Annotated in this window: 28 protein-coding genes and 1 pseudogene; 18 read left to right on the top strand and 11 right to left on the bottom strand. The window is 69.2% G+C overall.

Going from position 1 to position 24794, the window contains the following annotated elements; genetic code table 11:
* Positions 1-5 precede the first annotated feature (5 nt).
* From ruvB to ruvC, 3 genes are read right to left on the bottom strand one after another with little or no spacing between them, the layout of a single operon-like run.
* Positions 6-1079, bottom strand: coding sequence for a Holliday junction branch migration DNA helicase RuvB (gene ruvB, locus VH112_12645; protein HEX4541082.1), 1074 nt, complete (start codon positions 1077-1079; stop codon positions 6-8).
* Positions 1076-1666 (bottom strand): Holliday junction branch migration protein RuvA, encoded by a 591-nt coding sequence (ruvA, locus tag VH112_12650; protein ID HEX4541083.1) that lies wholly within the window; start codon positions 1664-1666, stop codon positions 1076-1078. Before ruvA ends, ruvB begins: the two co-directional genes overlap by 4 nt.
* A complete protein-coding gene (gene ruvC, locus VH112_12655; GenBank protein ID HEX4541084.1) occupies positions 1663-2178 on the bottom strand; it encodes a crossover junction endodeoxyribonuclease RuvC in 516 nt (171 codons plus the stop codon). Before ruvC ends, ruvA begins: the two co-directional genes overlap by 4 nt.
* Positions 2179-2304: 126 nt before the next feature.
* Between ruvC and VH112_12660 the strand changes: the two genes are divergently transcribed.
* Positions 2305-2826, top strand: a complete 522-nt coding sequence (locus tag VH112_12660) for a MarR family winged helix-turn-helix transcriptional regulator (protein ID HEX4541085.1) — start codon at positions 2305-2307, stop codon at positions 2824-2826.
* Between the two features lie 163 nt (positions 2827-2989).
* Here the strand turns inward: VH112_12660 and VH112_12665 are convergent, their stop codons facing one another.
* From VH112_12665 to VH112_12685, 5 genes are all read right to left on the bottom strand, one after another.
* Positions 2990-3739, bottom strand: a complete 750-nt coding sequence (locus tag VH112_12665; GenBank protein ID HEX4541086.1) for a YebC/PmpR family DNA-binding transcriptional regulator — start codon at positions 3737-3739, stop codon at positions 2990-2992.
* A 10-nt stretch (positions 3740-3749) separates the two neighbouring features.
* A complete protein-coding gene (pdxT, locus tag VH112_12670) occupies positions 3750-4403 on the bottom strand; it encodes a pyridoxal 5'-phosphate synthase glutaminase subunit PdxT (GenBank protein ID HEX4541087.1) in 654 nt (217 codons plus the stop codon).
* A gap of 26 nt (positions 4404-4429) precedes the next feature.
* Positions 4430-5314 (bottom strand): pyridoxal 5'-phosphate synthase lyase subunit PdxS, encoded by an 885-nt coding sequence (pdxS, locus tag VH112_12675; GenBank protein ID HEX4541088.1) that lies wholly within the window; start codon positions 5312-5314, stop codon positions 4430-4432.
* A gap of 78 nt (positions 5315-5392) precedes the next feature.
* Entirely contained in the window at positions 5393-6196 is an 804-nt protein-coding gene (locus VH112_12680) for a M48 family metalloprotease (GenBank protein HEX4541089.1), read from the bottom strand.
* Positions 6193-7323, bottom strand: coding sequence for a glycosyltransferase family 4 protein (locus tag VH112_12685; protein HEX4541090.1), 1131 nt, complete (start codon positions 7321-7323; stop codon positions 6193-6195). Before VH112_12685 ends, VH112_12680 begins: the two co-directional genes overlap by 4 nt.
* Positions 7324-7541: 218 nt before the next feature.
* Between VH112_12685 and VH112_12690 the strand changes: the two genes are divergently transcribed.
* Both VH112_12690 and VH112_12695 read left to right on the top strand, forming a co-directional pair.
* Complete coding sequence (locus VH112_12690; GenBank protein HEX4541091.1) at positions 7542-8222, top strand: PhoU domain-containing protein; 681 nt, start codon at positions 7542-7544, stop codon at positions 8220-8222.
* Positions 8222-8596, top strand: a complete 375-nt coding sequence (locus VH112_12695) for a hypothetical protein (GenBank protein ID HEX4541092.1) — start codon at positions 8222-8224, stop codon at positions 8594-8596. Before VH112_12690 ends, VH112_12695 begins: the two co-directional genes overlap by 1 nt.
* A gap of 33 nt (positions 8597-8629) precedes the next feature.
* On the opposite strand, the gene VH112_12700 is transcribed toward VH112_12695, so the two are convergent.
* Entirely contained in the window at positions 8630-8977 is a 348-nt protein-coding gene (locus tag VH112_12700) for a hypothetical protein (protein HEX4541093.1), read from the bottom strand.
* Positions 8978-9109: 132 nt separating this feature from the next.
* Between VH112_12700 and VH112_12705 the strand changes: the two genes are divergently transcribed.
* From VH112_12705 to hypE, 15 genes are all read left to right on the top strand, one after another.
* Positions 9110-9640 (top strand): type 1 glutamine amidotransferase domain-containing protein, encoded by a 531-nt coding sequence (locus tag VH112_12705; GenBank protein ID HEX4541094.1) that lies wholly within the window; start codon positions 9110-9112, stop codon positions 9638-9640.
* A gap of 167 nt (positions 9641-9807) precedes the next feature.
* A complete protein-coding gene (locus VH112_12710; protein ID HEX4541095.1) occupies positions 9808-10761 on the top strand; it encodes a helix-turn-helix transcriptional regulator in 954 nt (317 codons plus the stop codon).
* Between the two features lie 5 nt (positions 10762-10766).
* Positions 10767-11042: a hypothetical protein gene (locus VH112_12715; protein ID HEX4541096.1), complete on the top strand. Its 276-nt coding sequence runs from the start codon at positions 10767-10769 to the stop codon at positions 11040-11042.
* Between the two features lie 186 nt (positions 11043-11228).
* Positions 11229-12281 carry a hypothetical protein gene (locus VH112_12720; GenBank protein HEX4541097.1) on the top strand — a complete coding sequence of 351 codons (1053 nt, stop codon included), beginning with the start codon at positions 11229-11231 and terminating at the stop codon, positions 12279-12281.
* 79 nt (positions 12282-12360) lie between these two features.
* Positions 12361-14148, top strand: a complete 1788-nt coding sequence (locus tag VH112_12725) for a nickel-dependent hydrogenase large subunit (protein HEX4541098.1) — start codon at positions 12361-12363, stop codon at positions 14146-14148.
* Positions 14149-14181: 33 nt separating this feature from the next.
* Entirely contained in the window at positions 14182-14781 is a 600-nt protein-coding gene (locus tag VH112_12730) for a hypothetical protein (GenBank protein ID HEX4541099.1), read from the top strand.
* Positions 14778-15410: a DUF5947 family protein gene (locus VH112_12735; protein ID HEX4541100.1), complete on the top strand. Its 633-nt coding sequence runs from the start codon at positions 14778-14780 to the stop codon at positions 15408-15410. Before VH112_12730 ends, VH112_12735 begins: the two co-directional genes overlap by 4 nt.
* A complete protein-coding gene (locus VH112_12740; protein HEX4541101.1) occupies positions 15403-16044 on the top strand; it encodes a DUF6084 family protein in 642 nt (213 codons plus the stop codon). Before VH112_12735 ends, VH112_12740 begins: the two co-directional genes overlap by 8 nt.
* The gene (locus VH112_12745; protein ID HEX4541102.1) at positions 16041-17417 is read left to right on the top strand and encodes a hypothetical protein; all 1377 of its coding nucleotides are present in this window, start codon (positions 16041-16043) and stop codon (positions 17415-17417) included. Before VH112_12740 ends, VH112_12745 begins: the two co-directional genes overlap by 4 nt.
* The gene (locus VH112_12750; protein ID HEX4541103.1) at positions 17414-17971 is read left to right on the top strand and encodes a hydrogenase maturation protease; all 558 of its coding nucleotides are present in this window, start codon (positions 17414-17416) and stop codon (positions 17969-17971) included. Before VH112_12745 ends, VH112_12750 begins: the two co-directional genes overlap by 4 nt.
* A 138-nt stretch (positions 17972-18109) precedes the next feature.
* Positions 18110-18622, top strand: coding sequence for a YceI family protein (locus VH112_12755; GenBank protein HEX4541104.1), 513 nt, complete (start codon positions 18110-18112; stop codon positions 18620-18622).
* A 7-nt stretch (positions 18623-18629) separates the two neighbouring features.
* Positions 18630-19010, top strand: a complete 381-nt coding sequence (locus VH112_12760) for a hydrogenase maturation nickel metallochaperone HypA (GenBank protein ID HEX4541105.1) — start codon at positions 18630-18632, stop codon at positions 19008-19010.
* Positions 18988-19266: a HypC/HybG/HupF family hydrogenase formation chaperone gene (locus tag VH112_12765; GenBank protein HEX4541106.1), complete on the top strand. Its 279-nt coding sequence runs from the start codon at positions 18988-18990 to the stop codon at positions 19264-19266. Before VH112_12760 ends, VH112_12765 begins: the two co-directional genes overlap by 23 nt.
* A 65-nt stretch (positions 19267-19331) precedes the next feature.
* Positions 19332-20459 carry a hydrogenase formation protein HypD gene (hypD, locus tag VH112_12770; protein ID HEX4541107.1) on the top strand — a complete coding sequence of 376 codons (1128 nt, stop codon included), beginning with the start codon at positions 19332-19334 and terminating at the stop codon, positions 20457-20459.
* Positions 20456-21646, top strand: coding sequence for a hydrogenase expression/formation protein HypE (gene hypE / locus VH112_12775; protein HEX4541108.1), 1191 nt, complete (start codon positions 20456-20458; stop codon positions 21644-21646). The genes hypD and hypE overlap by 4 nt, the downstream gene beginning before the upstream one ends.
* 48 nt (positions 21647-21694) lie before the next feature.
* Here hypE and hypF read toward each other — a convergent pair.
* Both hypF and VH112_12785 read right to left on the bottom strand, forming a co-directional pair.
* Positions 21695-23950 (bottom strand): annotated as a pseudogene (gene hypF, locus VH112_12780) (carbamoyltransferase HypF).
* Between the two features lie 2 nt (positions 23951-23952).
* Positions 23953-24630 carry an SIS domain-containing protein gene (locus VH112_12785; protein HEX4541109.1) on the bottom strand — a complete coding sequence of 226 codons (678 nt, stop codon included), beginning with the start codon at positions 24628-24630 and terminating at the stop codon, positions 23953-23955.
* Positions 24631-24794: the final 164 nt, after the last annotated feature.

Genomic DNA, 24794 nt, shown 5'->3' on the forward strand with positions numbered 1-24794 from the left:
GCGCCTCAGTCGAACAGGCCCTCAGCAGTCGGCGGGCTGGCCAGTCCCAGGTGGCTCCACGCCGCCGGCGCCGGCACCCGGCCGCGGGCCGTGCGCATCAGAAGCCCCCGCTGCAGGAGGAAGGGCTCGTACACATCCTCGACCGTCTCGGGCTCCTCACCCACGCTGACGGCGAGCGTGCTGAGCCCCACGGGGCGCCCACCGAAGCGCCGGCACAGCGCTTCGAGGATCGACCGGTCCACCTTGTCCAGGCCCAGGTGGTCGACCCCGAACAGCTCGAGTCCCTCCGACGCGGACTCCCGCGTGACGATCCCCTGACCACGGACCTCGACGAAGTCCCGGACCCGCCGGAGCAGCCGATTGGCGATGCGGGGTGTGCCGCGCGAACGGCCAGCTATCTCCTCGGCGCCGCCACGATCGATCTCCACGCCGAGGATGTGCGCGGTCCGGCCGATGATGGTCTCGAGCTCGCCGGCGTTGTAGTAGTCCAGCCTGGCGACGAAGCCGAACCGCTCTCGCAGGGGACCGGTGACCAGCCCCGTCCTGGTGGTCGCACCGACCAGCGTGAAACGCGGCAGGTCGAGGCGGATCGAGCGGGCGGTCGGGCCCTTGCCGATCACGATGTCGAGCTGGAAGTCCTCCATGGCCGGGTACAGGATCTCCTCCACCGCCCGCGCCAACCGGTGGATCTCGTCGATGAAGAGGACGTCGCCCTCGGCCAGGTCGGTGAGGATCGCCGCCAGGTCGCCGCCGCGGACCAGCGCCGGACCGGACGTGATCCGCAGGCCGGCGCCCATCTCGTTGGCCGCGATGCCGGCCAACGTCGTCTTCCCCAGCCCTGGCGGCCCGGCGAAGAGCAGATGGTCGACGGCCTCGCGCCGCCGCCGGGCCGCCTCCAGCACGATCTCGAGGTGCTCCTTCAGCTGGGACTGGCCGACGAACTCGACCAGGTACCGGGGACGGAGCCCGACCTCCTCGGCGGCTTCCACCGGGGCCGCGGCGGGGTCGACGGCGCGGGCGTCCCGGTCGTCCTGCCCGGCTTGCCCGTCAGCGCTCACCACATCCCGGCGCCGGCTCACGGCGCTGCTGCCAGCTCACGGAGGGCCGCCCGCAACACCTCCTCGGTCGCACCCTCCGCGGGCACCGACTGCAGCACCTGTCGCACCTCCTCGGGACCGTAACCCAGTCCCGCCAGCGCGGCGCGGACCTCGGCGCGAACCCCCGCTCCGCCCCGAGTCGCGGTCGTGGGCTCGGCGCCGAGGTCGGGCAGATCGAGGCGAGCCTTGAGCTCGATCAGCAGGCGAGCGGCGGTCTTGCGGCCGACGCCGGGGACGAGCACCAGTGCGTCGATGTCGTCGGCCAGCACCGCCCGCTGCAACGACACCGGTGAGTGCGCCGAGAGGATGGCGAGCGCCAGCGAGGGTCCCACTCCGTGGGCGCCGACCAGGGCCTCGAAGCAACGACGTTGCTCGCGGGTCGCGAACCCGTACAGCACGATGGCGTCCTCACGCACGTGGGTGTGCACGTGCAGAAAGGCGGGGGCGCCGAGCTCCAAGGGGACGAGCGTGGACGTCGGGACCGTCACGCGGTAACCCACGCCGCCCACCTCGACGAGCACCTCACCCTCGCCGCGGTCGATCACCACGCCGCGCAGCGAGCCGATCACGTTGGGCCGCCCTTCGTGGCGGCCGCATCGATCCGCCGGGCGCGAGGGGCGACGGTGAGGTGGCAGATGGCCAGGGCCAGTGCGTCGGCCACATCGCTCGGCGCAGGCGGATCCGGGAGGCCCAGAAGGACGGCCACCATTCGCTGCACCTGCTCCTTGGTCGCCGATCCGTAGCCGGTCACCGCCTGCTTGACCTCGTTCGCCGTGTACTGAGCGACAGTGCACCCGGCCTCGGCCGCCGCCACCAGGGCCAGGCCGCTGGCCTGCCCGACCGACATGGCCGTGCGGGCGTTGGTCTGGAAGAACACCCGCTCGACGGCGACGGCGGACGGCGACAGCTCGGCGATCAGCAGGCGCAGCTCCCGGGCCAGGTCGGCCAGCCGCTGGGGCAAAGGGGCCCCCACCTCCGTGGTGATGACGCCGGCGACGACCGTCGACAGCTCGCCCCCACCGCCGGCGACGCAGCCGTAGCCACACCTCGACACCCCAGGATCGATCCCGAGCACGAACACTCGTTCGAGCCTACTTGAGCCCACGCCCGACGGCGCGGATCGTGCCCCGACCCACCGGCCCCGCGACGCCTGTGGCCAGCTGATCGTTTCTCGGCCAAACTATCGCCGCGCTGTAACGTGTGGCACATGGGGGCTTCGGCTGCCGGCGAGAAGCGGGTCACCCAGCCACTCATCGGCGGCGTGCCCGCTGAGCTGGCGCAGCACACTGGGTTTCTCCTGTCCAAGCTCGGCCTGGCCACCAGCCGCCGCTTCGCTCGGGCCATGGAGCCCCTCGGCCTCGATCCCCGCCAGTTCGCCGTGATCACCGTGCTCGGCGCCCACGACGGGGTCGCCCAGCAGGACCTGGCCGACCGGCTGCGGATCCACCCGAGCTCCATGGTGGCCGTCATCGACGACTGCGAGTCGGCCGGGCTCCTCGAGCGCCGGCGCGACCCGACGGACCGCCGCCGCTATGCCATCCACCTCACCGCGACGGGACGTTCCGTGCGCACCCGAGCCCAGGAGGTGGCCGCAGCCCTGCGCGACGAGATGTTCGCCGAGCTCGACGAGCGGGAGCGGAGGACGCTTCACGACCTGCTCCTGCGCCTCGCCAGCGCCGGCCCGCTCTCGGACCTCGGCGCCCATGCCGCCGTCGCCCAGCCGGGATAGGGCACCCTCGCGCCGACGCCGGGCGCGACCGGCAGGTTCCGCTCGTTCCACCTTTTGTCGAAAGTGGGCGATGCGCTCGCAGCAGCCGCGACCCTTTTCGACCAAAGGTGAAACGGGACAACGGTCCCGAGGCGGCTCCTTCCGGCGACCAGACCCTCGGCGACTAGGCCTCGACGAGCTCCAGGATGGAGTCCGGGATGTCGAAGTTGGAGTAGACGTTCTGCACGTCGTCATCCTCCTCGAGCCCATCGATGACCCGTAGCACCCGCCGGGCGTCGGACTCGGTGGCGAGGGGCACCGTCTGGGTGGGCAGCATGGTGAGATCAGCGGAGTCGTAGGCGAAACCGGCCTCGTCCAGGGCGGCTCGCAGGCGCCCGAGCTCTGTCGGGGGACAGGTGATCTGCCAGGTGTCGCCCTCGTCGGAGAGGTCCTCCGCCCCCGCCTCGAGGGCCGCCAGCATGAGGTCGTCCTCCGCGACCGTCTTCGGCATGATCACCACGCCTTTGCGCTCGAACTGCCACGACACCGCACCGGGCTCAGCCATCGACCCGCCGTTGCGGGTGAAGGTGCTGCGGACGTCGGCGCCCGTGCGGTTGCGGTTGTCGGTCAGGCACTCGACGATGACGGCCACGCCGCCCGGCGCGTAGCCCTCGTAGGTGACCGACTCGTACCGGACACCTTCGAGCTCGCCGGTCCCCCGCTTGATGGCGCGCTCGATGGTGTCGGTCGGTACCGACGCATCCCGCGCCTTGCCGAACATGGTCCGCAGCGTCGCATTGGAGCTGACGTCTCCCCCGCCCTCCCGCGCCGCCACCTCGACCTGGCGGAGGATCTTGGCGAACAGCTTCCCCCGCGCCTTGTCCTGAGCGCCCTTGCGGTGCTTGATGGTCGCCCATTTCGAATGACCGGACATGGCAACCCTCCTACTGGACCTGGCGGCCGGTGGTGGAGCCGACGCTCGACAGGAAGAGCTCGTGCAGGCGCCAGTCGCCCGCCAGCTCGGGATGGAACGCGGCGACCAGCACGCTCCCGTGGCGGCACACGACCGGCTGCGTCTCGGGGCCGGCCTCGCCCACGGACCGGCCTCCCGGGCCGGCCTCGCCCACCGGGCGCGCCACGCTAGCGAGGACCTCGACGCCGGGGCCGGTGCGCTCGACGACGGGAGCCCGGATGAACACCGCTCGCATGGGTCCGCCCGTCATCTTGCTCACCTCGAGATCGCTCTCGAAGGACTCGACCTGACGGCCGAAGGCATTCCTGCGGACCGACAGGTCGATGGCCCCGAAGCAGCGCTGGTCGCGCCGCCCGTCCAGGACCTCCGTGGCAAGGAGGATCATGCCCGCGCAGGTGCCGAAGGCCGGCATGCCCTCCGCCAAACGGTCAGCGATGGGAGCGAACAGTCCTGACGACTCCAGCAGCATCGACATCGTGGTCGACTCCCCGCCAGGGAGGATCAGGGCGTCGATACCAGCCAGCTCCTGGGGAGACCGGACCTCGATCGGGTCGGCTCCGAGGTCAGACAGGACCCCGGCGTGCTCCCGGACGTCGCCCTGCAGCGCGAGGACCCCGACCTTCACCTGGCGGCACCCGTTCGTTCATCCGGTCACCAGCCTCGCTCGGACAGCCGCACCTCGAGGCCGTCGATCTCGCTGCCAGGCATTGGCTCGCCGAGATTGCGGCTGACCTGGGCCAGGATGTCGGGTCGGCGGAAATGCGTGGTCGCCTCGACGATCGCCCGGGCTCGCCGGGCGGGGTCCGAGCTCTTGAAGATGCCAGACCCCACGAAGACGGCCTCCGCACCAAGCTGCATGACCAGCGCGGCGTCAGCCGGAGTCGCCAGCCCGCCCGCACAAAAAAGCGGCACCGGAAGCCGTCCCGTCTCCGCGATCTCCTGCACGAGGGCGACAGGGGCCTGGAGCTGCTTGGCCCATCCGTACAGCTCGGCCGGGTCGGCCTGGGTGACGCGGCGGATATCGCCGAGGATGGACCGCAGATGGCGCACCGCCTCGACGACGTTGCCCGTCCCCGCCTCGCCCTTCGAACGGATGAGGGCAGCCCCCTCCGAGATGCGGCGCAGGGCCTCCCCGAGGTTCGTCGCGCCACAGACGAAGGGCACCGAGAACGCCCACTTGTCGACGTGGTGAGCCTCGTCGGCCGGCGTCAGCACCTCGCTCTCGTCCACGTAGTCGACACCGAGGGCCTCCAGGATCTGCGCCTCGACGAAGTGGCCGATGCGCGCCTTCGCCATCACCGGGATGGTCACGGCGCCCTGGATGGCCTCGACGAGCGCGGGATCGCTCATGCGGGCGACCCCACCGTCACGACGGATGTCGGCCGGCACCCTCTCGAGCGCCATGACGGACACGGCACCGGCGCTCTCGGCCACCTTGGCCTGCTCGGCGTCGACGACATCCATGATGACGCCGCCCCGCAGCATCTCCGCCAGGCCGCGCTTCACCCGGCTGGTCGCCGTCACTCGCGCGTCCACGGCTCCCCGCGCCGTCGCTGGCCCGCTCACTGGTGCGTTCTCGCCCACACCCGTCAGTGTACTGGCCGTCGGCCCCGCTCAGAGCTCCCGCAGCGCCTGGAGGCGCTCGTCGAGCGGGCGTCCCTGAGCGAAGATCCAGAGATGATCGGTTGCCCTGGCGCGTGCCCGCCGGGAGCGGCCGGACCGGCGAGGGTGGTCGGCAATCTTTTGCAGCGCCGAGATCAGCCCAGGCGGATAGCGGGTCAGGTCGACGGCGGCGAGGTCGGCGAGCGGTTCGCGCTGGTCCCCTGCGCCCCAGAAGGGCAGGCGGGCGGCGGCGGGGAACAGGACAGCCACCGCCCCCAGAGATGGGACGGCCACGGTGCCGGGGAGGATGTCACCGGTCTTGACGTGGCTGAGCTCGTGGGCCAGCACCGCCTCCAGCTCGATCCGCGCCAGCGACGACACGAGGCCGGTCGTGACCACGATGGTCGCCCGCCGAGGGTGGACCCCGACGGCCATCGCGTTGGGGACCCGGTCGTCGACGATACGCAGCGTCGGCTTCGGGATCCCGGACGCGGCGCACAACCCGTCGATGAGGTTGTGCGCCCTCGGCTGCTCGTCGACCCCCACCACTCGCGCACCCGTCAAGCGGACGGCCGCCGCCGCTCCCCCCCACCAGATAGCCAACCCGGTGCCTGCTCCGGCGACAGCGCCGAGGACGAGACCGACGACCACGGACACGAGGGCACCTGCGATCGCCACGCCGGCCGCGAAGACAACGAGGGCCGGCAACGCGGCGAGCAGCACGGCTCGCCTGTGGTTGGCGGCGATCGCAGCCCGTCCCGGCGCCTCGGGCCCGCTCGACGGCTTTCTCGACAGCGTCGCTCCCTGACCCTTCATCGATCCGGCATGGCCCGGCCGGCATACGGGCGGCCTCGGGCGTCGACTCGGGCCGGTTGGCGCATGATCTCGGTGTAGATCTGCACGTATCGCTCGGCCAGCCTGTCCATGGCGAAACCGCCGGCTCTCGCCTCGCCGGCGATGGCCAGCCGCTCCGCCAGCCCGCGATCCTGCAGGGCAAGGCGCAGCGCAGCAGCGAGCGCGTCCACGTCACCGGGTGGCACCAGCAGGGCGTCGCGACCGTCGCCAGTGACCTTGCGGTAGGCGGGAAGGTCGCTGGCCACGATGGCCGTGTGTGCTGCCATCGCCTCCAGCAGCACCACTCCGAAGGACTCCCCGTGCAGCGAGGGTGCGCAGAAGACCTCTGCGCCCCGGAGCCGGGAGGCCACCTCCGAGTCGCCGATCCGCCCCAGCCACTCGATCCGGGTGTCGGCGAGCGTCCGCTGGCGCAGCTCCGCGGTCTGTGGGCCCTCACCCACCATCCACAGGCGGGTGTCGGGCGGGAGCCGGCTGAAGGCCGCCAGCAGGGTCTCGACTCCCTTCCGGGGCTCGTGGCGGCCGATGAAGACGATCGTGGGACCAGCCGTCGGCCACGCCGTGGCCTTGGCGAACCGCTCCGTCTCGATCCCGTTGAACACCGGCTCGTAGACGCCGCCGAGGGCCGCCTGCGCCGTCGCCTGGGCGTCCGCCGACACGGCGCAGCGCCAGGCCAGAAAGGCCACGGCGGTCCGGACCAGCGGACGCAGCACCGAGTACGCCAAGCTGGCGCCCGAACGATGGAACGTGCCGACCATGGGCCGGTCGCTGTACAGAAGGGTCGTCAGGGCCGGACCCGGGGCGAGCGGCTCGTGCAGGTGCACCACGTCGAAGTCCTCGTCGCGGAGCGTCCGAATCGTTCGCAGCGCGCAGGGCAGGTCGGGCGCCAGCGGCGCCACCGAGCCGTTGCCCGCCAGCGGGATCGACCGGCCGAGCGGCGCCACCCCGCCGTCGGGCGGTGGCCCATCGCACGGCGCCAGCACCCGCACCTGGTGGCCCTGTGACCGCAAGGCGCGCGCCAGACCCAACACCTGGCCCTGCACGCCACCGGGGATCGTCAAGCTGTACGGGCACACCTGGGCGACGCGCACGGATCAACGGTAGCCCCGGGCCACCAGGGCCGTTACCGCCGACATCGCCGCCTCCGGTCCGAACCCGTGGTGAACAGGAGCTTTCGGCTGGGTGAAGCATCTCCGCCCGAGGCGCTCCGTGTCGCGATACCCACGGCAAATCCACAAGTTGTGCCCTGGATGCACACAGGGCGCCCCGCCTACCCTCACGATTCGTCTACCCGAGGGAGGGCGCCGCCATGACCGTGCTTGGCCAAGTATCCGGCGAGCAGTCGGGGCTTCATCAGACCACCTTGGTCGAACCTGCGAGCGATATCGACGCCCTCGACGGCCAGGTCATTCGCCTGTTCAGTCTGGTGGCCGAGGGCATCACGGGGGCGACGACCGCGTTCTTGGCCAGTGCCCGCCAGGCCGCCGCGCTGCTGGTGGCCGAGGAGGAGGAGGTCGATGCCGTCTTCCACTCTGTGGAAGACCTGATCCGAGCCGAGGTGGTGTCCCGCACGCCCCCGTCGGAGCCGCGACTGGCGCGCCTGCTGGTGATCCTCCAGATCGTGCCCGAGCTCGAGCGCAGCGGGGATCTGGTCGACCACATCCGGTGGCGGGCCAGGCAGGGCCTGGCCCGGTCCCTCACGCCGACGAGCCGTGACCTCGTGGAGCGCATGGGCCATCGGGCGACGATGATGTGGAGGGCCGCCTCCTCGGCCTACCTCCAGCGCGACCGGACGATGGCCGAGCGCCTCCGCCGCTGGGACGACGAGCTCGACGACCTCCACGTGACGCTGACCGTCGAGCTGGCGACGACCGCGCTTCCCGTGGCAACCGCCATCGAGATGGGCCTCGTCGCCCGCTTCATGGAGCGGCTCGGCGATCATGCCGTGAACGTGGCCCGGCGGCTCGAGACCCTGCCAAGCGGCGCATGATGAGCTCTCCCCCCTCTTCCGAGAGCATCGAGCTCATCGAACGGGCCCGTTCACACGCCATCTGGGCCCGACGCCACCTCCTGGCCTACGACCCCGGCGGTGACCATGGGGGCGACCTCCTCAGAGCGCAGCGGCTCCTCGCGGCCGCCAGCCAGGCCCTGGGCACGGCGGCGATGGACTCGACGCTGCCGACGAACGTGACCAAGGCCCTGGTCGATTCCTGGGCTGGGCTCGACGCCTTCCTGCTCGCGGCCGGGGAGCTCGACGAGGAGCCGTGCGGCGCCGACGCCTATCCGTTCCTCCGGCGCGCCGCGACGTTCCTCATCGAGGCGCTTCCCGCCCGTGACGTACGGATCCGGGTCGGGGCGGACTGAGCCAGCCTGTCCCGCCCTACGGGTCGAGTCCGCTCAGACCTGGGCCAGGACCTCGTTCAACGTGGCCGTGCTCGTGCTCCACACCTGCCGGGCCACGTCGATCGTCGGTGCCGCCATCGGCTCGACCGGGCTCGACTTCACGAACGACTCGGCCGTGTCCAACGTGGCCAGGACGATGGTGTCGACGGCCTGCACGACACCGGTCATCGCCGTGCGGGCGACATCCATCCCCTCGGTCGCCAGGGCGGCGGTCGAGAGGACGATCTGGTCGGTGAGCTTGACCTCGCCGTTGGACGGGCCCTGGCCGTCTCCCGCGGGCATCAGGGAGCGTCGGGCTGCGCTGCGAGCGGCCTGCGTGGACTCCTGCACCGGTGTGTCCATGGTTACGCCTCTCCTCTCCGTGACTGGCCTGGTCGGGGCGACCGCTCGTCACCCTAGAAGGCTGGGGTGGCGAAATGGTTACCTTCAGATGAGCAACGAACGAAGCTGTCATTGCATCTGTAAGGTCGGACCATGGCTCTCTCAGACAAGACGGTCCTGCTGCTCGCCGCCGATCTCTTCGAGGACATGGAGCTGCTCTATCCGTTGTACCGGCTCGCCGAGGAGGGCGTGGACGTCACGACCGCCGGGCTCGACGATCACCCGGTCACCGGCAAGAAGGGCCACGGACCCGTGCCCGTCGACGCCACGGTGAACGATGTCAGCTGTGACGGCTTCGACGCGCTGATCATTCCCGGCGGTTACGCGCCCGACAAGCTCCGTCGCTCAGAGGCCGTCCTCGAGCTGGTGCGCAGCTTCGACACCGCGGCGAAGCCGATCGCCTTCATCTGCCATGCCGGCTGGGTCCCGATCTCGGCCCAGGTGGTCAAGGGTCGGCGGGCGACGAGCGTCGATGCCATTCGCGACGACATGGTCAACGCGGGGGTCGACTGGGTCGACGAGGCGACGGTGGTCGACGGAAACCTGATCTCGGCCCGAACCCCCGCAGACTTGGGGCCCTGGATGAAGGCGCTGCTCACTGCGCTCGATGCCGAGACGGGTTAGCCCCCAGGTCGGCGCCGTCGAAGATACGACGTCAGAGCCACCCGACCATTGACACCTCCGGCCTGTTCCAGCTATGAAAAGCAGCGATGGCGACGGCGAGCCGTCGAACAGCCGAAGACGCAGCGGGCCCTGATCGTCTGCCACCCACCCGTTGCCAGTTCACGCTGGTGCCGCCGCGGCACTTTCTGTATCCCGCCATCCTCCTCCTCCTTGCCGAGAAGCCACGCCACGGCTATCGGCTGATCGAGCCGCTCACGGCCCTTGGGTTCGGTCCAGTCGAGCGCCCCCAGGTCTACCGGGCGCTCGCCGAGCTCGAGCGTGACGGTCTGGTCCGCTCCTGGCTCGAGCCACCAACAGCGGGTTCGGCCCGTCACGTGTACGCCCTTACGGCAGAAGGCCAGCAAGCCCTCGAGGCCTGGATGTCGGTGATCGCCCAGGAACGGGCCAGCCTGGATCTTGTGCTCGAGAAGTACTGGTACTGCAATGCCCACAGGCTGGCCGTCGTCAAGACGGTGCCTGGCGAGTCGGTGGAGCGAACGTCGCCGGACACATCAGACGAATCGGTCAACGGCTTCGGGCATCCGGCCGAGGTCGGTCCAGCCGGGGAGCGGCACCGTTTCGACGTCATCAACGACCGTTCGGCCGTGGTGATCGAGGCCAGGTCCAGCATCGGGCCGATTGCCTTCGGGACGACGGGGGTGCGGGGTTGGATCGACGCCGAGCTCCTCGACGGGCTCGTCGCCGTGGACAGCTCTCCCACGGCGTGGCTGGAGGTCTCGCTCGAGCAGCTCAGCTCGGGCAACGCCCTCTACGATGCCGAGCTCCTCAGCAGAGCCGACGCCCGCCGGTTCCCGACCGCGGTTGTCGACCTCCATCAGGTTTCTCGCATGGGAGACGGCAACCGATACCAGCTCGAAGGCGACGTGACGTTCCACGGCGTGACCCGGCGCCTTGGTGGCGCCGTGACCGCGGCCCTGCTCGATGAGGGCACGATGATCGTGACGGGCGAACAGACCGTCGACGTCCGGGACTTCGCCATGTCACTCCCGACGATGCCGCTGCTCAAGATCTATCCCGACGTGAAGGTGCACCTGCACGTCGAGGCCGGATTGGCGATCTGACGGCCGTGGGAATCCTCGTCGCCTTCGCCGTGGGGTACGCCCTCGGCGCCAGAGCTGGTACCGAGGGGCTCGAGGAGGTGGCGGCGTCCATCCGGGTCCTGCGGGACTCCGAGGAGTTCGAGGCCCTCGTCTCGGCGTTGCGGTCGTACCTGAGCCATGCCCTCCAGGAGCTGGGCGAATCGCTCGCTCCCGAGACCCAACGGCCCCAGACGGTCACCGACCTCCTCGGCCGCCTGCGGAACCCCGTGGCCGGCATGGATCCTCCCTCGCGCGGCGCCTGACCGGGCTCGGGTCCGGCGGGTCGTCCCGCACTCCGCTCCCGGCCCAATGGGTACCGAACGCACCCATTGACTGCGCCTGCCGACAGCATTAGATCAACTTCCAGACTTCCGCCGAGCCGGGCGCGTCCGCGGTGGCGGCCACGCGGTGGTCTGCAGTCAGTGTCGGCTGAGCGCGGGAGGTGCGGAGTGACGACGGTAGAAGCCCCACCCGATGAGACCGTGGTCCATCTGCTGTGGATCAACGCCGGGCTGAGCTGTGACGGCGACTCGGTCGCCCTGACCTCGGCGACCCAGCCGACGATCGAGGAGATCGCGCTCGGTGCGCTCCCCGGGCTGCCCAAGGTCGCGGTGCACTGGCCCCTGATCGACTTCGAGTGCGGGCCGGAGCAGGGCGCAGACAACTTCATCGAGTGGTTCCACAAGGCGGACCGCGGCGAGCTGGAGCCATTCGTGCTGGTCGTGGAGGGGTCCATCCCCAACGAGTCCATCAAGTCAGAGGGCTACTGGTGCGGGTTCGGCAACAACCCGGCTACGGGCCAGCCCATGACGACGAGCGAGTGGATCGACCGGCTGGCTCCCAAGGCGCTGGCCATCCTGGCCGCCGGTACGTGTGCCACCTACGGCGGGATCCACGCCATGGCCGGCAACCCGACCGGCGCCATGGGTGTGCCCGACTATCTGGGATGGGACTGGAAGTCCAAGGCCGGCCTCCCGATCGTCTGTGTGCCCGGGTGCCCGACCCACCCGGACAACCTCTCGGAGACGATCCTCTATCTCCTGTACCAGGCGGCCGGACAGGCTCCGATGATCCCCCTTGACGAGGCGCTCCGGCCGCGCTGGCTGTTCGGCGCCACCGTGCACGAGGGCTGCGACCGCGCCGGTTACTACGAGCAGGGTCAGTTCGCCACCGGTTACGACTCGCCGACCTGCCTGGTGAAGCTCGGCTGCTGGGGGCCGGTCGTCAAATGCAACGTCCCCAAGCGGGGATGGATCAACGGCATCGGCGGGTGCCCGAACGTGGGCGGCATCTGCATCGCATGCACGATGCCCGGCTTTCCGGACAAGTTCATGCCCTTCATGGACGAACCCCCTGGCGCCCACGTCTCATCGACCGCCAGCTCCATCTACGGCAAGCTCATCCGCACCCTTCGCGGCGTCACCGAGAAGACCGTCGACGAGGAGCCCAAGTGGCGCAAGCGAGGGCGCGAGCTGACGACCGGCTACCGCCCGCCGTGGTGAGCCGACGAGGAGAACCGAGGAACGCGGACAGGACCGACCGAACCCAGCCAACAGGGCGCCCAAGGGAGGCATGAGGAAGATGGCCACGAAGCTGCGGGGAGAGAAGACCGACGAGGCTCGCACCGGGCTCGTGGAGATGTCATGGGATCCGATCACGAGGATCGTCGGCAGCCTCGGCATCTATACGAAGATCGACTTCAGCAAGAAGGAGGTCGCCGAGTGCTACAGCACGTCGTCGATCTTCCGCGGCTACAGCATCTTCATGAAGGACAAGGACCCGAGAGACGCCCACTTCATCACCAGCCGGATCTGCGGCATCTGCGGCGACAACCACGCCACCTGCTCCTGCTACAACCAGAACATGGCCTACGGCGTACGCCCACCGCATCTCGGAGAGTGGATCGTCAACCTCGGTGAGTCCGCCGAGTACATGTTCGACCACAACATCTTCCAGGAGAACCTGGTGGGGGTCGACTTCTGTGAGCGGATGGTCAAGGAGACGAATCCGGGCGTCCTGGACATGGCCAACCGCACCGCGTCACCCCACGCGGGCGACCACGGCTACCGCACCATCGGAGACATCATGCGGTCGCTCAACCCCCTCGCGGGCGAGTTCTACCGCGAAGCGCTGCAGGTGAGCCGCGAGACACGGGAGATGTTCTGTCTGATGGAGGGCAGGCACGTCCACCCGTCGACGCTGTACCCCGGCGGCGTGGGAACGGTCGCCACCGTCCAGCTGTTCACCGACTACCTGACCCGGTTGATGCGGTACGTCGAGTTCATGAAGCGTGCGGTGCCGATGCACGACGATCTCTTCGACTTCTTCTACGAGGCCCTCCCCGGGTACGAGAAGGTCGGCCAGCGGCGTGTGCTCCTCGGCTGCTGGGGCAGCCTCAACGATCCCGAGTACTGCAACTTCCAGTACCGCGACATGACCGATTGGGGACGGCGGATGTTCGTGACCCCCGGCGTGGTCGTGGACGGCAAGCTGGTGACCAACGACCTCGTCGACATCAACCTCGGCATCCGGATCCTCCTCGGCAGCTCGTACTACGAGGATTGGGGGGACCAGGAGATGTTCGTCAACCGCGACCCGCTGGGCAACCCCGTAGACCGTCGTCACCCCTGGAACCAGCACACGATCCCCAAGCCCCAGAAGCGGGACTTCGACGACAAGTACAGCTGGGTGATGTCACCTCGTTGGTTCGACGGCAAGGACCATCTCGCCCTCGACACCGGTGGCGGTCCGATCGCCCGCCTGTGGTCGACGGCCCTCTCCGGGCTGGTCGACATCGGTTACGTGAAGGCGACCGGCAACAGCGTGGTCATCAACCTGCCCAAGACGATGACCAAGCCCGAGGCCAGGTTCGAGTGGAAGATCCCCCAGTGGAGCAACGCCATCGAGCGAGACCGGGCCCGCACCTATTTCCAGGCCTACGCCGCCGCCTGTGCCCTTCACTTCGTGGAGAAGGCGCTGGGCGAGGTGCGCGCTGGCAACACCAAGACCTGGGAGCCGTTCAAGGTACCGGAGGAGGCCATCAGCTGCGGCTTCACCGAAGCCGTGCGCGGCGTCCTGTCCCACCACATGGTGATCCGGGGCGGCAAGATCGCCAACTATCACCCGTACCCCCCGACGCCGTGGAACGGGAGCGTTCGCGACGTCTACGGGACACCCGGGCCATACGAGGATGCCGTCCAGAACACCCCGATCTTCGAGGAGAACAAGCCGGAGAACTTCAAGGGAATCGACATCATGCGCGCCGTTCGGAGCTTCGACCCCTGCCTGCCGTGTGGGGTCCACATGTTCCTCGGCAAGGGCAAGGTGTTGAAGAAGCTCCATTCGCCCACCATGATGAACACGCCGTAGTCCGGGCTCGGGGTGTCCGCTCGACGAGGACCGATGTCCGACCCGCCCGACCTCCGTGAGGTGGGAGCACGGATCGAGGAGCTGCTCCAGGAGCTCCTGAAGGCGGCCGACGCCTCGGTGCGGGACCGCGCTGAGGAGGTGGTGCGCCTGCTGGTGGAGCTGTACGGGGGCGCCTTGGAGCGGGTCGTCGACATGGTGGGCGGGGACGGGGCAGCCGGACGCGCCCTGCTCGACCGACTGGCCTCCGACGAGCTCGTCGCCAGCCTCCTCGTCCTCCACGGCCTGCACCCGGTGCCCACCGAGGATCGGGTGCAGGCCGTCCTCGACCGTCTGGGCCCCGATCTCGGCTTGGGCGCAGGTGTCGACCTGGCCGGTCTCGACGACTCGGGGGTCGCCCACCTCCACCTTGGGCCGGGTTGTGACGGCTCCCCGCTCTCGGCCGCCGCCAGGCTGGCGCTCGAGCATGGCATCGAGGAGGCAGCTCCCGAAGTGAGCGGGATCGAGGTCGAGGGGCCACCCCAGCAGCCGCCCCCCTCCGTGTTCATCCCGGCCGCATCGCTGCGGCCCAAGCCCCGAGACGGGGCGGCGCATCGCGGAGGCGACGGCACGCGGCCGACTGCGGTGGGGCCATGAGGTCTGCCCCGGACCTGCGGCGCTTCCGCGAGGCCGCGCCCCCGAGACGTGCCGGCGAGCACTGCGAGATGTGTGACGAGGCGCTGGGCGGCGACCACCGTCACGTCGTCAACCTCGAGTCGAGAAATCTGCTCTGCACCTGCACGGCCTGCAACTTGTTGTTCACTCACGAGGGCGCGGCCGGGGGCAAGTACAGGGCCGTTCCCGACCGCCATCTTTACGACGCATCGCTCGCGCTCAGCGAGCGGCAGTGGGACGAGCTCCAGATCCCGGTCGGGATGGCGTTCTTCTTCCTCAACTCCTCTCTCGGACGGTTCGTCGCCTTCTATCCGAGCCCTGCCGGGGCGACCGAGTCCCTGCTGCCGCTGGAGACGTGGCAGCAGGTGATGGAGGCCAACCCCTCCTTTGGCTCCATAGCCCCCGATGTGGAAGCGCTACTGCTCCGCCGAACAGGCGATCGCGTCGAGTGCTACCTCGCCCCTATCGACGCCTCCTACGAGCTCGTCGGCCGGGTGCGGATCCGCTGGAAGGGCTTCGACGGGGGTTCGGAGGTCTGGGAAGAGATCGACAGCTTCTTCTCCACCCTGCGGGAGCGAAGCCGCACCGTAGGGGCAGACGGAGATGAGTGACCTCGTCTTCGAGTGCATCGACGCCCGGCCAGAGCGCTTCGCGGCGGCGCCCACGATCCAGTTCAAGCTCCGCGTGGCGGAGACGACGGGAGAGCGTGTCCACGCCGTCGTGCTCCGGTGCCAGATCCGCATCCAGCCCCAGCGCCGCGAGTACAGCGACACGGAGGCCGAGCGCCTGTCCGACCTCTTCGGGGAGCGACCGCGGTGGGGCGACACGCTGAAGCCACTGCAGTTCACCAACGTCTCCCTCATGGTCCCGGAGTTCCAGGGAACCACGAATGTCGAGATGCCGGTGCCGTGCACCTACGACTTCGACGTGGCGGCCAGCAAGTACTTCCACGCCCTGGACCATGGCGAGGTACCGCTCCTGCTGCTCTTCAGTGGCACGGTCTTCCTCAGGGCCCCGAGCGGCTTCTCGGTCGAGCCGGTGCCGTGGGAGAAGGAGACCTCCTACCGCCTGCCCGTGCGGGTGTGGCGCGAGGTGATGGACCTCTACTTCCCAAACAGCGCCTGGATCCGGATGAGGCGGGAGACCCTCGACTCCCTGCAGGGGTTCAAGTCGAGGATGGCCCTGCCCACCTGGGACGACGCCCTGGAGATGCTGCTCAAGCAGGCCGACGAGGGCCGACCATGAGCCTCGACATGGCCCGCAGGGTTGCCGACGCGGTCCTCTACGAGGGCTACGTGCTCTATCCGTACCGGGCGTCGGCACAGAAGAACCGGCTCCGGTGGCAGTTCGGTGTGCTCGTCCCGCGGCCCCACGGCGAGGAGAGCTGTTCCGAGCCGTGGGCCAACCAGACGGAATGCCTCCTCGAGCCGGGTGACGATCCGGTGCTCCAGGTCGACCTGCGGTTCATCCAGGTGCAGGCCCGGACCGTCGAGGAGGAGGTCGGGGCCGGCGCGTTCCGGCCCGTCGAGTCGTTGGAGGTCGACGGCTCCGTCCTGGTGAGCTGGGACGAGGGGGTCGAGCACGAGGTCCGCGCCTCGGCGTCGATCCTCGATGCCCTCGTCGACGAAGTGGTGGTGCCCTTCGAGGTTCCGAGCGGTGTCGATGCCGAGCCCGTCAGCGCCGGAGGCCGGCAAGTGGGACGTATCGTGCGGCGCCGCCAGCCGCTCTCGGGGCGGCTGCGCCTGAGCGCTCAGCCCGCCGGAGGCCCGTTCGGCGCGCTCAAGGTCCGCCTGCGGGTCGAGAACGTGACCGAGTGGCATGATCCGGCGGCCACCCGGGACGAGGCTCTCTTGCGCTCTCTGGCGGCCGTTCACAGCCTGCTGTCCCTCGAGGACGCGTCGTTCATCTCGTGTCTCGAGCCTCCCGAGTGGGCTCGAGGCGATGTCGAGTCCTGCGCCAACCTTCATACCTGGCCGGTGCTCGTCGGCGACGAGGGTGCGAAGGACGTGATGCTGTCGTCGCCGATCATCCTGTACGACTACCCCCAGATCGCACCTGAGAGTCCCGGAGAGCTCTTCGACGGCACCGAGATCGACGAGATCCTGAGCCTTCGGACGATGGCTCTCACCGAGGAGGAGAAGCGGGAGGCCCGAGCGACCGATGCCCGGGCGGCGCAGCTGATCGACCGGGTCGACGCCATGCCTCCGGAGATGATGGACCGCCTGCACGGCGCCATTCGCTACCTACGGGGGACGAGCGGAGGGACCGAGGCATCGAGTCCTTCCGCCGGGACGGAGGCGTCGACCGGTGTGCCCTGGTGGGATCCCGGCAGGGACGAATCGGTCTCGCCCGAGTCCGACATGGTGTGGATCAGCGGTGCCGCCGTGTGTGGCGGCAGCCGCGTACGGCTCCGCCCGGGGGCACGACGGGCTGATGCCCAAGATCTCTTTCTGGAAGGCCGACTGGCCAAGGTCGAGGCTGTCTTCTCCGACGTCGAGGACGAGACCTATCTCGCCGTGACCCTCGAGGACGACCCCGGTGCCGACCTCCAACAGGCTCACGGCCGGTTCCTCTACTTCCGACCGGATGAGGTCGAGCCGGTCGGGGGGGACTCGTGAACGACCGGGTGCTGGTGGCCGGGGTGGGCAACATCTTCCTCGGCGACGACGGCTTCGGCTCGGAGGTGGCCAGGCGCCTGGCAAGCGAGGCTCTCCCTGACGAGGTCACGCTCACCGACTTCGGTATCGGCGGCATACACCTCGCCTACGAGCTCCTGGAGGGATACAAGACCGCCATCCTCGTGGACGCCTGCCCCCGCGGCGAGGAGCCGGGGACGGTCTTTGTCATGGAGGCCGATCGGGACGAGACCCGAGACGGCCCGACGGATCAGCCGGCCGCGATCGCAAGCGCGCTGGCTGACGCGCACGCCATGGAGCCCGGCTCGGTCCTCGAGATGGTCGGGGCGCTCGGGGTGGCTACCCGGGTGCTCGTCGTTGGATGTGAGCCCGCTGACGTCGATGAGGGAATCGGGCTCAGCCCGCCTGTCCGCGGGGCGGTCGGCGAGGCTGTCCGGGTGGTGCTGGCGCTGCTCGAAGACGAGCGGGCGAGCGCGGACCCGGTCGCGTCGGCATCAGGATCGTCTGGTGGTGCCAGAGCGAGAAGGGAGAGTTGAACATGCTACGTCGCTTGTTCACGGCCTCGCTGCTGATCGGGGCGGCTGTGGTGGTGGTGCAGAGCCTCCCCGACCTGGCGAGGTACCTGAGGATCAGGAACATGTAGCGCGGGATGCTGGAGCGAAGCGGTGGGTGGTATGACACGGTTCCGCATCGACCCGGGCCGGTCCCACGTCTGGACCGAGTCCCGCTCGAGCGTGCACCCGATCCACGGAGAGGCGGACGGCCTGCACGGCGAGATGGACGTCCAGCTGCTGGACGGACGACTCGACCTGTCGGTCCCTCCGCGCATCCGCCTCGAGCTGGACGTGGAGCGGCTCAAGTCAGGGAACGCCCTGTACGACGGGGAGATGTTGCGCCGCATCTCCGCACGCCGGTTTCCCACCATCGTCGGAGAGGTCAAGGAGATGCGGGAGCTGGACTCCTCGGACCGCTATCACGTGGCCGGCGAGCTCAAGTTCCACGGCGTCACCCAGCGCGAGCACGGGGAGGTCACGGTGGAGGTCAACGACGGCAGGACACTGGTGATCGACGGAGAGCAGACTTTCGACGTCCGGGACTTCGATATCGAGCCGCCCAAGTTCCTCATGCTCAAGGTTCATCCGGATGTGACGGTCCGGGTCCACGTGGTCGCCGAGGCAGAGGGGTGAGCTGATCATGCACGAGCTCGGGATGTGCGAGGCAATTCTCGATACGGTCGAACGTCGGGCCGCCGGACGACGGGTGTCGGCCTTCACGGTCCGCGTCGGCACGCTGCACCGTGTGGTCGAGCCGGCAATGGACCAGGCGTTCGCCCTGGCCTCCGAGGGCACCCTCGCCGAGGGGGCGGAGCTCCACCTGGTCGTGCTCCCGGTGCGCGGCACGTGCGCGTCGTGCGGGCTGACGACCGAGTCGGCCGAGCCGCCCGTGGCCTGCGCGGGCTGCGGGGCGACAGATCTCGAGCTCAGCGGCGGCGACGAGCTGATCCTCGAGTCGATAGAGGTCGATGCACCACTGCGGGTGGAAAGGAGTGCCGATGTGCCTGGGCATACCCGGTGAGGTGGTAGAGCTCCTTCCCGACCAGCCCGACCTGGCCACCGTCGACGTGAGCGGGGTGCGACGCTCCATCAACGTGGGCCTCCTGGAGAACGAGGTGGTGTCGCCCGGCGACTGGGTGCTCATCCACGTCGGCTTTGCCATGTCCAAGATCGACGAGGATGAAGCGAGGGCCGCACTCGAGTTCCTTGAGGGGATCGGCCAGGCCTACGACGACGAGTTGCGGGCCCTCCAGGAGTCCGGGATCGACGGACCATGACCGCTCGCCACTGGCTTCGGCGCCCGCATCCCGTCGTGATCAACCCGACAAGGAGGTGACAACCCGTGCGCTTCGTCGATGAGTTCCGAGACGCCGAGAAGGCACAGGCGCTGGCCGCCCAGATCACCGCCCTGTGCGAGCCGGCTCGCCACTACAAGCTGATGGAGGTCTGCGGCGGCCACACCCACACGATCTACAAGCACGGCATCGACGACTACCTGCCCGAGAGCATCACGCTCGTCCACGGCCCCGGTTGCCCGGTCTGCGTGATCCCAATGGGCAGGGTCGACGATGCCATCGCCATCGCCGAGCAGCCCGACGTCATCCTGACCACCTTCGGAGACATGATGCGGGTGCCCGGCGGTCGGGGCTCGTTCTTCGACTCGAAGGCGAAGGGCGCCGACATCCGCATGGTCTACTCGCCGCTGGATGCCCTGAAGGTGGCCCGGCACAATCCCGACAAGCGGGTCGTGTTCATGGCCATCGGCTTCGAGACGACGGCCCCGTCAACAGCGATGACGGTCCTGCGGGCAGCATCGGAGGGAATCGAGAACTTCTCGATCTTCTGCAACCACGTCACCATCATCCCCGCCATCAAGGCCATCCTGGACTCTCCCGACCTGCGACTCGACGGGTTCATCGGGCCCGGTCACGTGTCCACCGTCATCGGGTGCAGGCCCTACGACTTCATTGCCCGCCTGCACGCCAAGCCCCTGGTCTGCGCCGGCTTCGAGCCGCTCGACATCCTGCAGTCCGTCTACATGATCATGCAGCAGCTCGCGGGCGGCCGGGCCGAGGTGGAGAACCAGTACTCCCGCGTCGTGCCCTGGGAGGGGAACCCCAAGGCGCTCGCCGTCATCAGCGAGGTGATGGAGCTTCGCCCCTACTTCGAGTGGCGGGGGCTGGGTTTCATCTCCCACTCGGCCCTCAAGGTTCGGGACAGCTACGCCGCCTTTGACGCCGAGCGGATCTTCGAGGTCCCAGGGGTGCGGGTGACCGACCCCAAGGCCTGTCAGTGCGGAGAGGTGCTGAAGGGCGTCATCAAGCCGTGGGAGTGCAAGGTGTTCGGGACCGCCTGCACACCAGAGACACCGATCGGCACCTGCATGGTGTCCTCCGAGGGAGCCTGTGCCGCGTACTACAACTTCGGGAGATTCTCCCGCGACCGCGTGAAGGAGGCGATCAGGACGTGAGCCCCGAGCGGACCGACGCGCCCACCGAGGAGCGGCCGGAGGATGGGCCCGCCGGGGAAACGCACGCTCATACAGAGCCCGGAGCACCCGCTGAGCACCGCGCCGGCGCAGCGCACCTGAGCCGCGAGCAGCAGGTCCTCGAGCGCATCGACAAGGCCCGACATCGCAAGGCCAAGGTCAAGGACGAGCGCATCACGCTTGCCCATGGCTCAGGGGGAAAGGCCACCCACACGCTGATCGAAGCCGTGTTTCTCGAGGCCTTCCGCAACCCCCTCCTCGAAGGCCTGGAGGACCAGGCCACCCCCGTCGTCGACGGCGTGCGCCTGGCGTTCACCACGGACTCCTTCGTCGTATCGCCGCTGGTCTTTCCCGGTGGCGACATCGGCGACCTGGCCGTGAACGGGACGGTGAACGACCTCGCCATGTCGGGGGCGCAGCCCCTCCACCTGTCGGCCGGGTTCATCCTGGAGGAAGGCTTCCCGCTTGTCGACCTGGAACGGATCGTCGGATCGATGAGCGAGGCCGCGTCCTCGGCCGGCGTCGCGGTGGTGACCGGCGACACCAAGGTGGTCGAGAGGGGCAAGGCCGACGGTTGCTACATCAACACCGCCGGGATCGGCGTGATCCGCCACGACCTCCAGCTCGGCGCGTCCCGCGCTCGCCCGGGTGACGCGGTGATCGTCTCCGGCCCCATCGGTGACCACGGAGTCACCATCATGCTGGCTCGCGGTGAGCTGGAGATCGAGGCCGACGTCAGCTCCGACACGGCCCCGATGCACGACCTGGTCGAGCGCCTGCTGGATGCGACGACAGAGGTGCACGCCCTGCGCGACGCCACCCGGGGCGGAGTGGCCACCATCCTGAACGAGGTCGCGAAGGCCTCGAACACCGCCGTTGTTCTCGACGAGGAAGCGGTACCGGTGCGACCGGAGGTGACCGGGGCCTGCGAGATCCTTGGCATCGACCCTCTCTATGTCGCCTGCGAGGGGCGGCTGGTCGCCGTGGTGGACGGTGCCGCCGCCGACCAGGCCCTGGAGGCCCTACGGTCCCACCCGCTCGGCGCGGGCGCTGCGGTCATCGGCCGGGTGAAGGACGATCCGCCCGGTCTCGTCCTGCTGAAGACGACCTTCGGGGGGACCCGGATCGTCGACGTGCTGGTGGGCGACCCTCTTCCCCGCATCTGCTGACCCACCGGACTGGCGGTCGGCGTCCCTCGCCCCGGCCACGGCAGCCTGACCCAGGCTGATGCCGGCGTCGTTCGGCGGGACCCGGGAATGGAGGAGCACACCGAACCCGGTGCGTTCCAGGCCGCCCACCGTCCTCTCGAGCAGCAGGACGTTCTGGAACACCCCGCCCGAGAGTGCCACCGTCCGCAACCCGGTCTCGGCGCGGATGACCTCGCAGGCGTGGACGATTGTCGCGGCGACGCCGTTGTGAAAGCGCGCCGCGATGATCCCGGGGTCCTCACCGGCGCGTAGTTCATCCACGACCGCACGCACCAGATCGACTCCGGCAATACGGAAGGGCCAGTCTCCGCCGATGGCGGCCCGGTAGACGCCCGCCTCGTTCGGGTCGGCGAGCTGCTCCAGCTCGACAGCCGCCTGGCCTTCGTAGTTGACGGTGTCCCTCACGCCCAGGATGGCGGACACGGCGTCGAAGAGCCGGCCCGCGCTGGATGTCAGCGGCGAGTTGACCCGCGCCCGGCCGAGCTGGACGACATCATCCCAGCGGCGGCGGTTCCTCCGCACCACGTCGAGATCGTCGGGGATTCCGATCTCGTCGCAGAGGTCGAGTGATGCTGCCGCCATGCGCCATGGCTCCCTGATGGCTGCCGTGCCTCCTGGCATGGGCACGGGCTCGAAGTGGCCAACCCGTTCGAATCCGGCCAGGTCGGCCACGAGGAGCTCGCCTCCCCAGATGGTGCCGTCGGTCCCATAGCCGAGACCGTCGAAGGCGACACCGATGGCAGGTCCACGCTGGCCGTTGTCAGCCAGGCAGGAGGCCACGTGGGCGTGGTGGTGCTGAACGCCCTCGAGCTCGACCCCGTCCAGGTCCAGGGCGTGCTTTGTGGACAGGTACTCCGGGTGAAGGTCGTGGGCCACGAGATCAGGACGGACATCGAAGAGACGGCAGAAATGATCGATGCCATCGGTGAACGAGCGGAGGGTCTCGAAGTTCTCGAGGTCGCCGATGTGATGGGAGACGAACGCCCGGCGGTCCTTGCCGACGCAGAAGGTGTTCTTGAGCTCGGCCCCGCACGCGAGCACCGGGCGGGGGAACGACCACGGGAGCGTGAGCGGCTGGGGCACATGGCCCCGAGAGCGACGCAACAGCAGCTGGCGGCCACCAAAGGACCGCGTCACCGAGTCGTCGGTGCGCGTGTGGATCGGCCGGTCGTGGACCAGGAAGTGATCCGCGATCGGCGCCAGTCGCTCGAGTGCGTCAGCGTCGGTGTAGGCGATGGGCTCGTCGGAGACGTTGCCGCTGGTGAGCACGAAGGGACGCCCCAACTGGCGAGCGAGCAGGTGGTGCAGGGGGGTGTACGGAAGCATCACGCCCACGAACCGGTTGCCCGGAGCGACCGAGGCGGCGATCGCGGCATCGCTCCGGCGGCTGACCAGCACGATCGGCCGCCTCGAGCTGGCCAGGAGAGCCTCCTCGGCCGGCCAGACGTGACAGAGCCCGCGGGCTTGCTCGATGTCGGCAACCATCACCGCGAACGGCTTGTCCTCCCGCTGCTTGCGAGCGCGCAGGGTTGCCACGGCATCGTCGTCGTCGGCTGCGGCGGCAAGGTGGTAGCCGCCCAGTCCCTTGATGGCAATGACCGTTCCACGGCGCAGGAGGGCCACGGCAGCCTCCAAGGGGTCGCCGTCGACCGAGCGCCCGTCTCGGTCGATCAGCCGCAGGGTCGGTCCGCATACCGGGCAGCAGAGCGGCTGGGCGTGGAAGCGCCGGTTCGCAGGATCGTCGTACTCACGGGCGCATTCGGCACACATGGCGAAGCCCGCCATGGTGGTGGACGGCCGGTCGTAGGGCACGTCCGTCACGATCGTGAACCGTGGTCCGCAGTTCGTGCAGTTGATGAAGGCGTAGCCATGCCTGCGATCAGCCGGGTCGAGCAACTCGCCCAGGCAGTCCTCACAGGTGGCGGTGTCGGGGGCGATGAGGGTCTGCCGCTCACCGCGGCCCGCACTCTCCACGATCGCGAACCCGACCTGCCCCGTCGGCTCCACGCGCTCGGCGCTCACCCGCTCGACCAGCGCCAGCGGGGGCGCCCGGGTCTGCAACGACTCGGTGAACCGGGCCACGTCCGCCGGACTCCCCTCGACCTCGACGAAGACGCCCGTGGTGTCGTTGCCGACCATCCCCGCCAGCTGCAGGTCGTTCGCCAGTGCATGCACGAAGGGGCGGAACCCCACTCCCTGCACGATCCCATCGACAAGGATTCGCGACCGTACCCGGCGGCCTCCAGGACCGCCCGCCTCCACCATGATCAGTGGACACCACCTTCCCCGAGAGCCTGCTGGGTCAGCGTCCACAGCACGTGATAGGTGGTCGTCTGCGCCTCCTGGATGCGGTGCACCGATGACGACGGGATCACGAACAGGTAGTCGACAGTGCCGGCATCCCTCATTCTGCCCCCGTCGTAACCGGCGAGGCCGACGGTCACGAGACCGCGACGGCGGGCCTCGGCGAAGCCGGCGAGCACGTTCTCGGAGCCGCCGCTGGTGGAGATGCCCAGGGCGATGTCCCCGGGGCGACCCAAGGCGGCAATCTGGCGGGCGAAGACCACGTCGAAGCCGATGTCGTTGGCAAGAGCGGTGAGGACCGCGACGTCGTTGCTCAGGCAAAGGGCGGGGAGCGCTGTCCCAGAGGGCGGGCTCAGGAACGTCTGGGTCACGTCTTGGGCATCGGTGCTGCTCCCGCCATTGCCAAAAGCCAGCAGCCTGCCGCCTCCTGCGAACGACCTCGACAGTCGGCCAGCGCATTCGCCGAGCAGGCTTCCGTACCGCTCAGCGACGGTCGCACGAAGGGCCACGATCTCGGCGGCCTTCTCTGCGGTCGAACGGGCGACCTCTTCCAGCACGGAGCTCACGCTGGTGCCGGCCTCGTAGAGGAAGGGGTACAGGGACTCGACACCCCCGGAGGCCACATCCCCCTCGCGACTCATCCGTCCTCCATCACGGCGATCGCCTCCTTGGCGTGCACGAGGAGACGGTCACCGACAGTGGCGTCGACGAGCGCGACGCTCACCTGCTCGATGGTCGACCCCGTGTCGACGAGGGCCAGTCCGTCGCCCAGCAACTCGACCAGTCGTACAGCCGTCGCCTGATC

The sequence above is a fragment of the Acidimicrobiales bacterium genome, from assembly GCA_036270875.1.
Taxonomy (GTDB): domain Bacteria; phylum Actinomycetota; class Acidimicrobiia; order Acidimicrobiales; family AC-9; genus AC-9.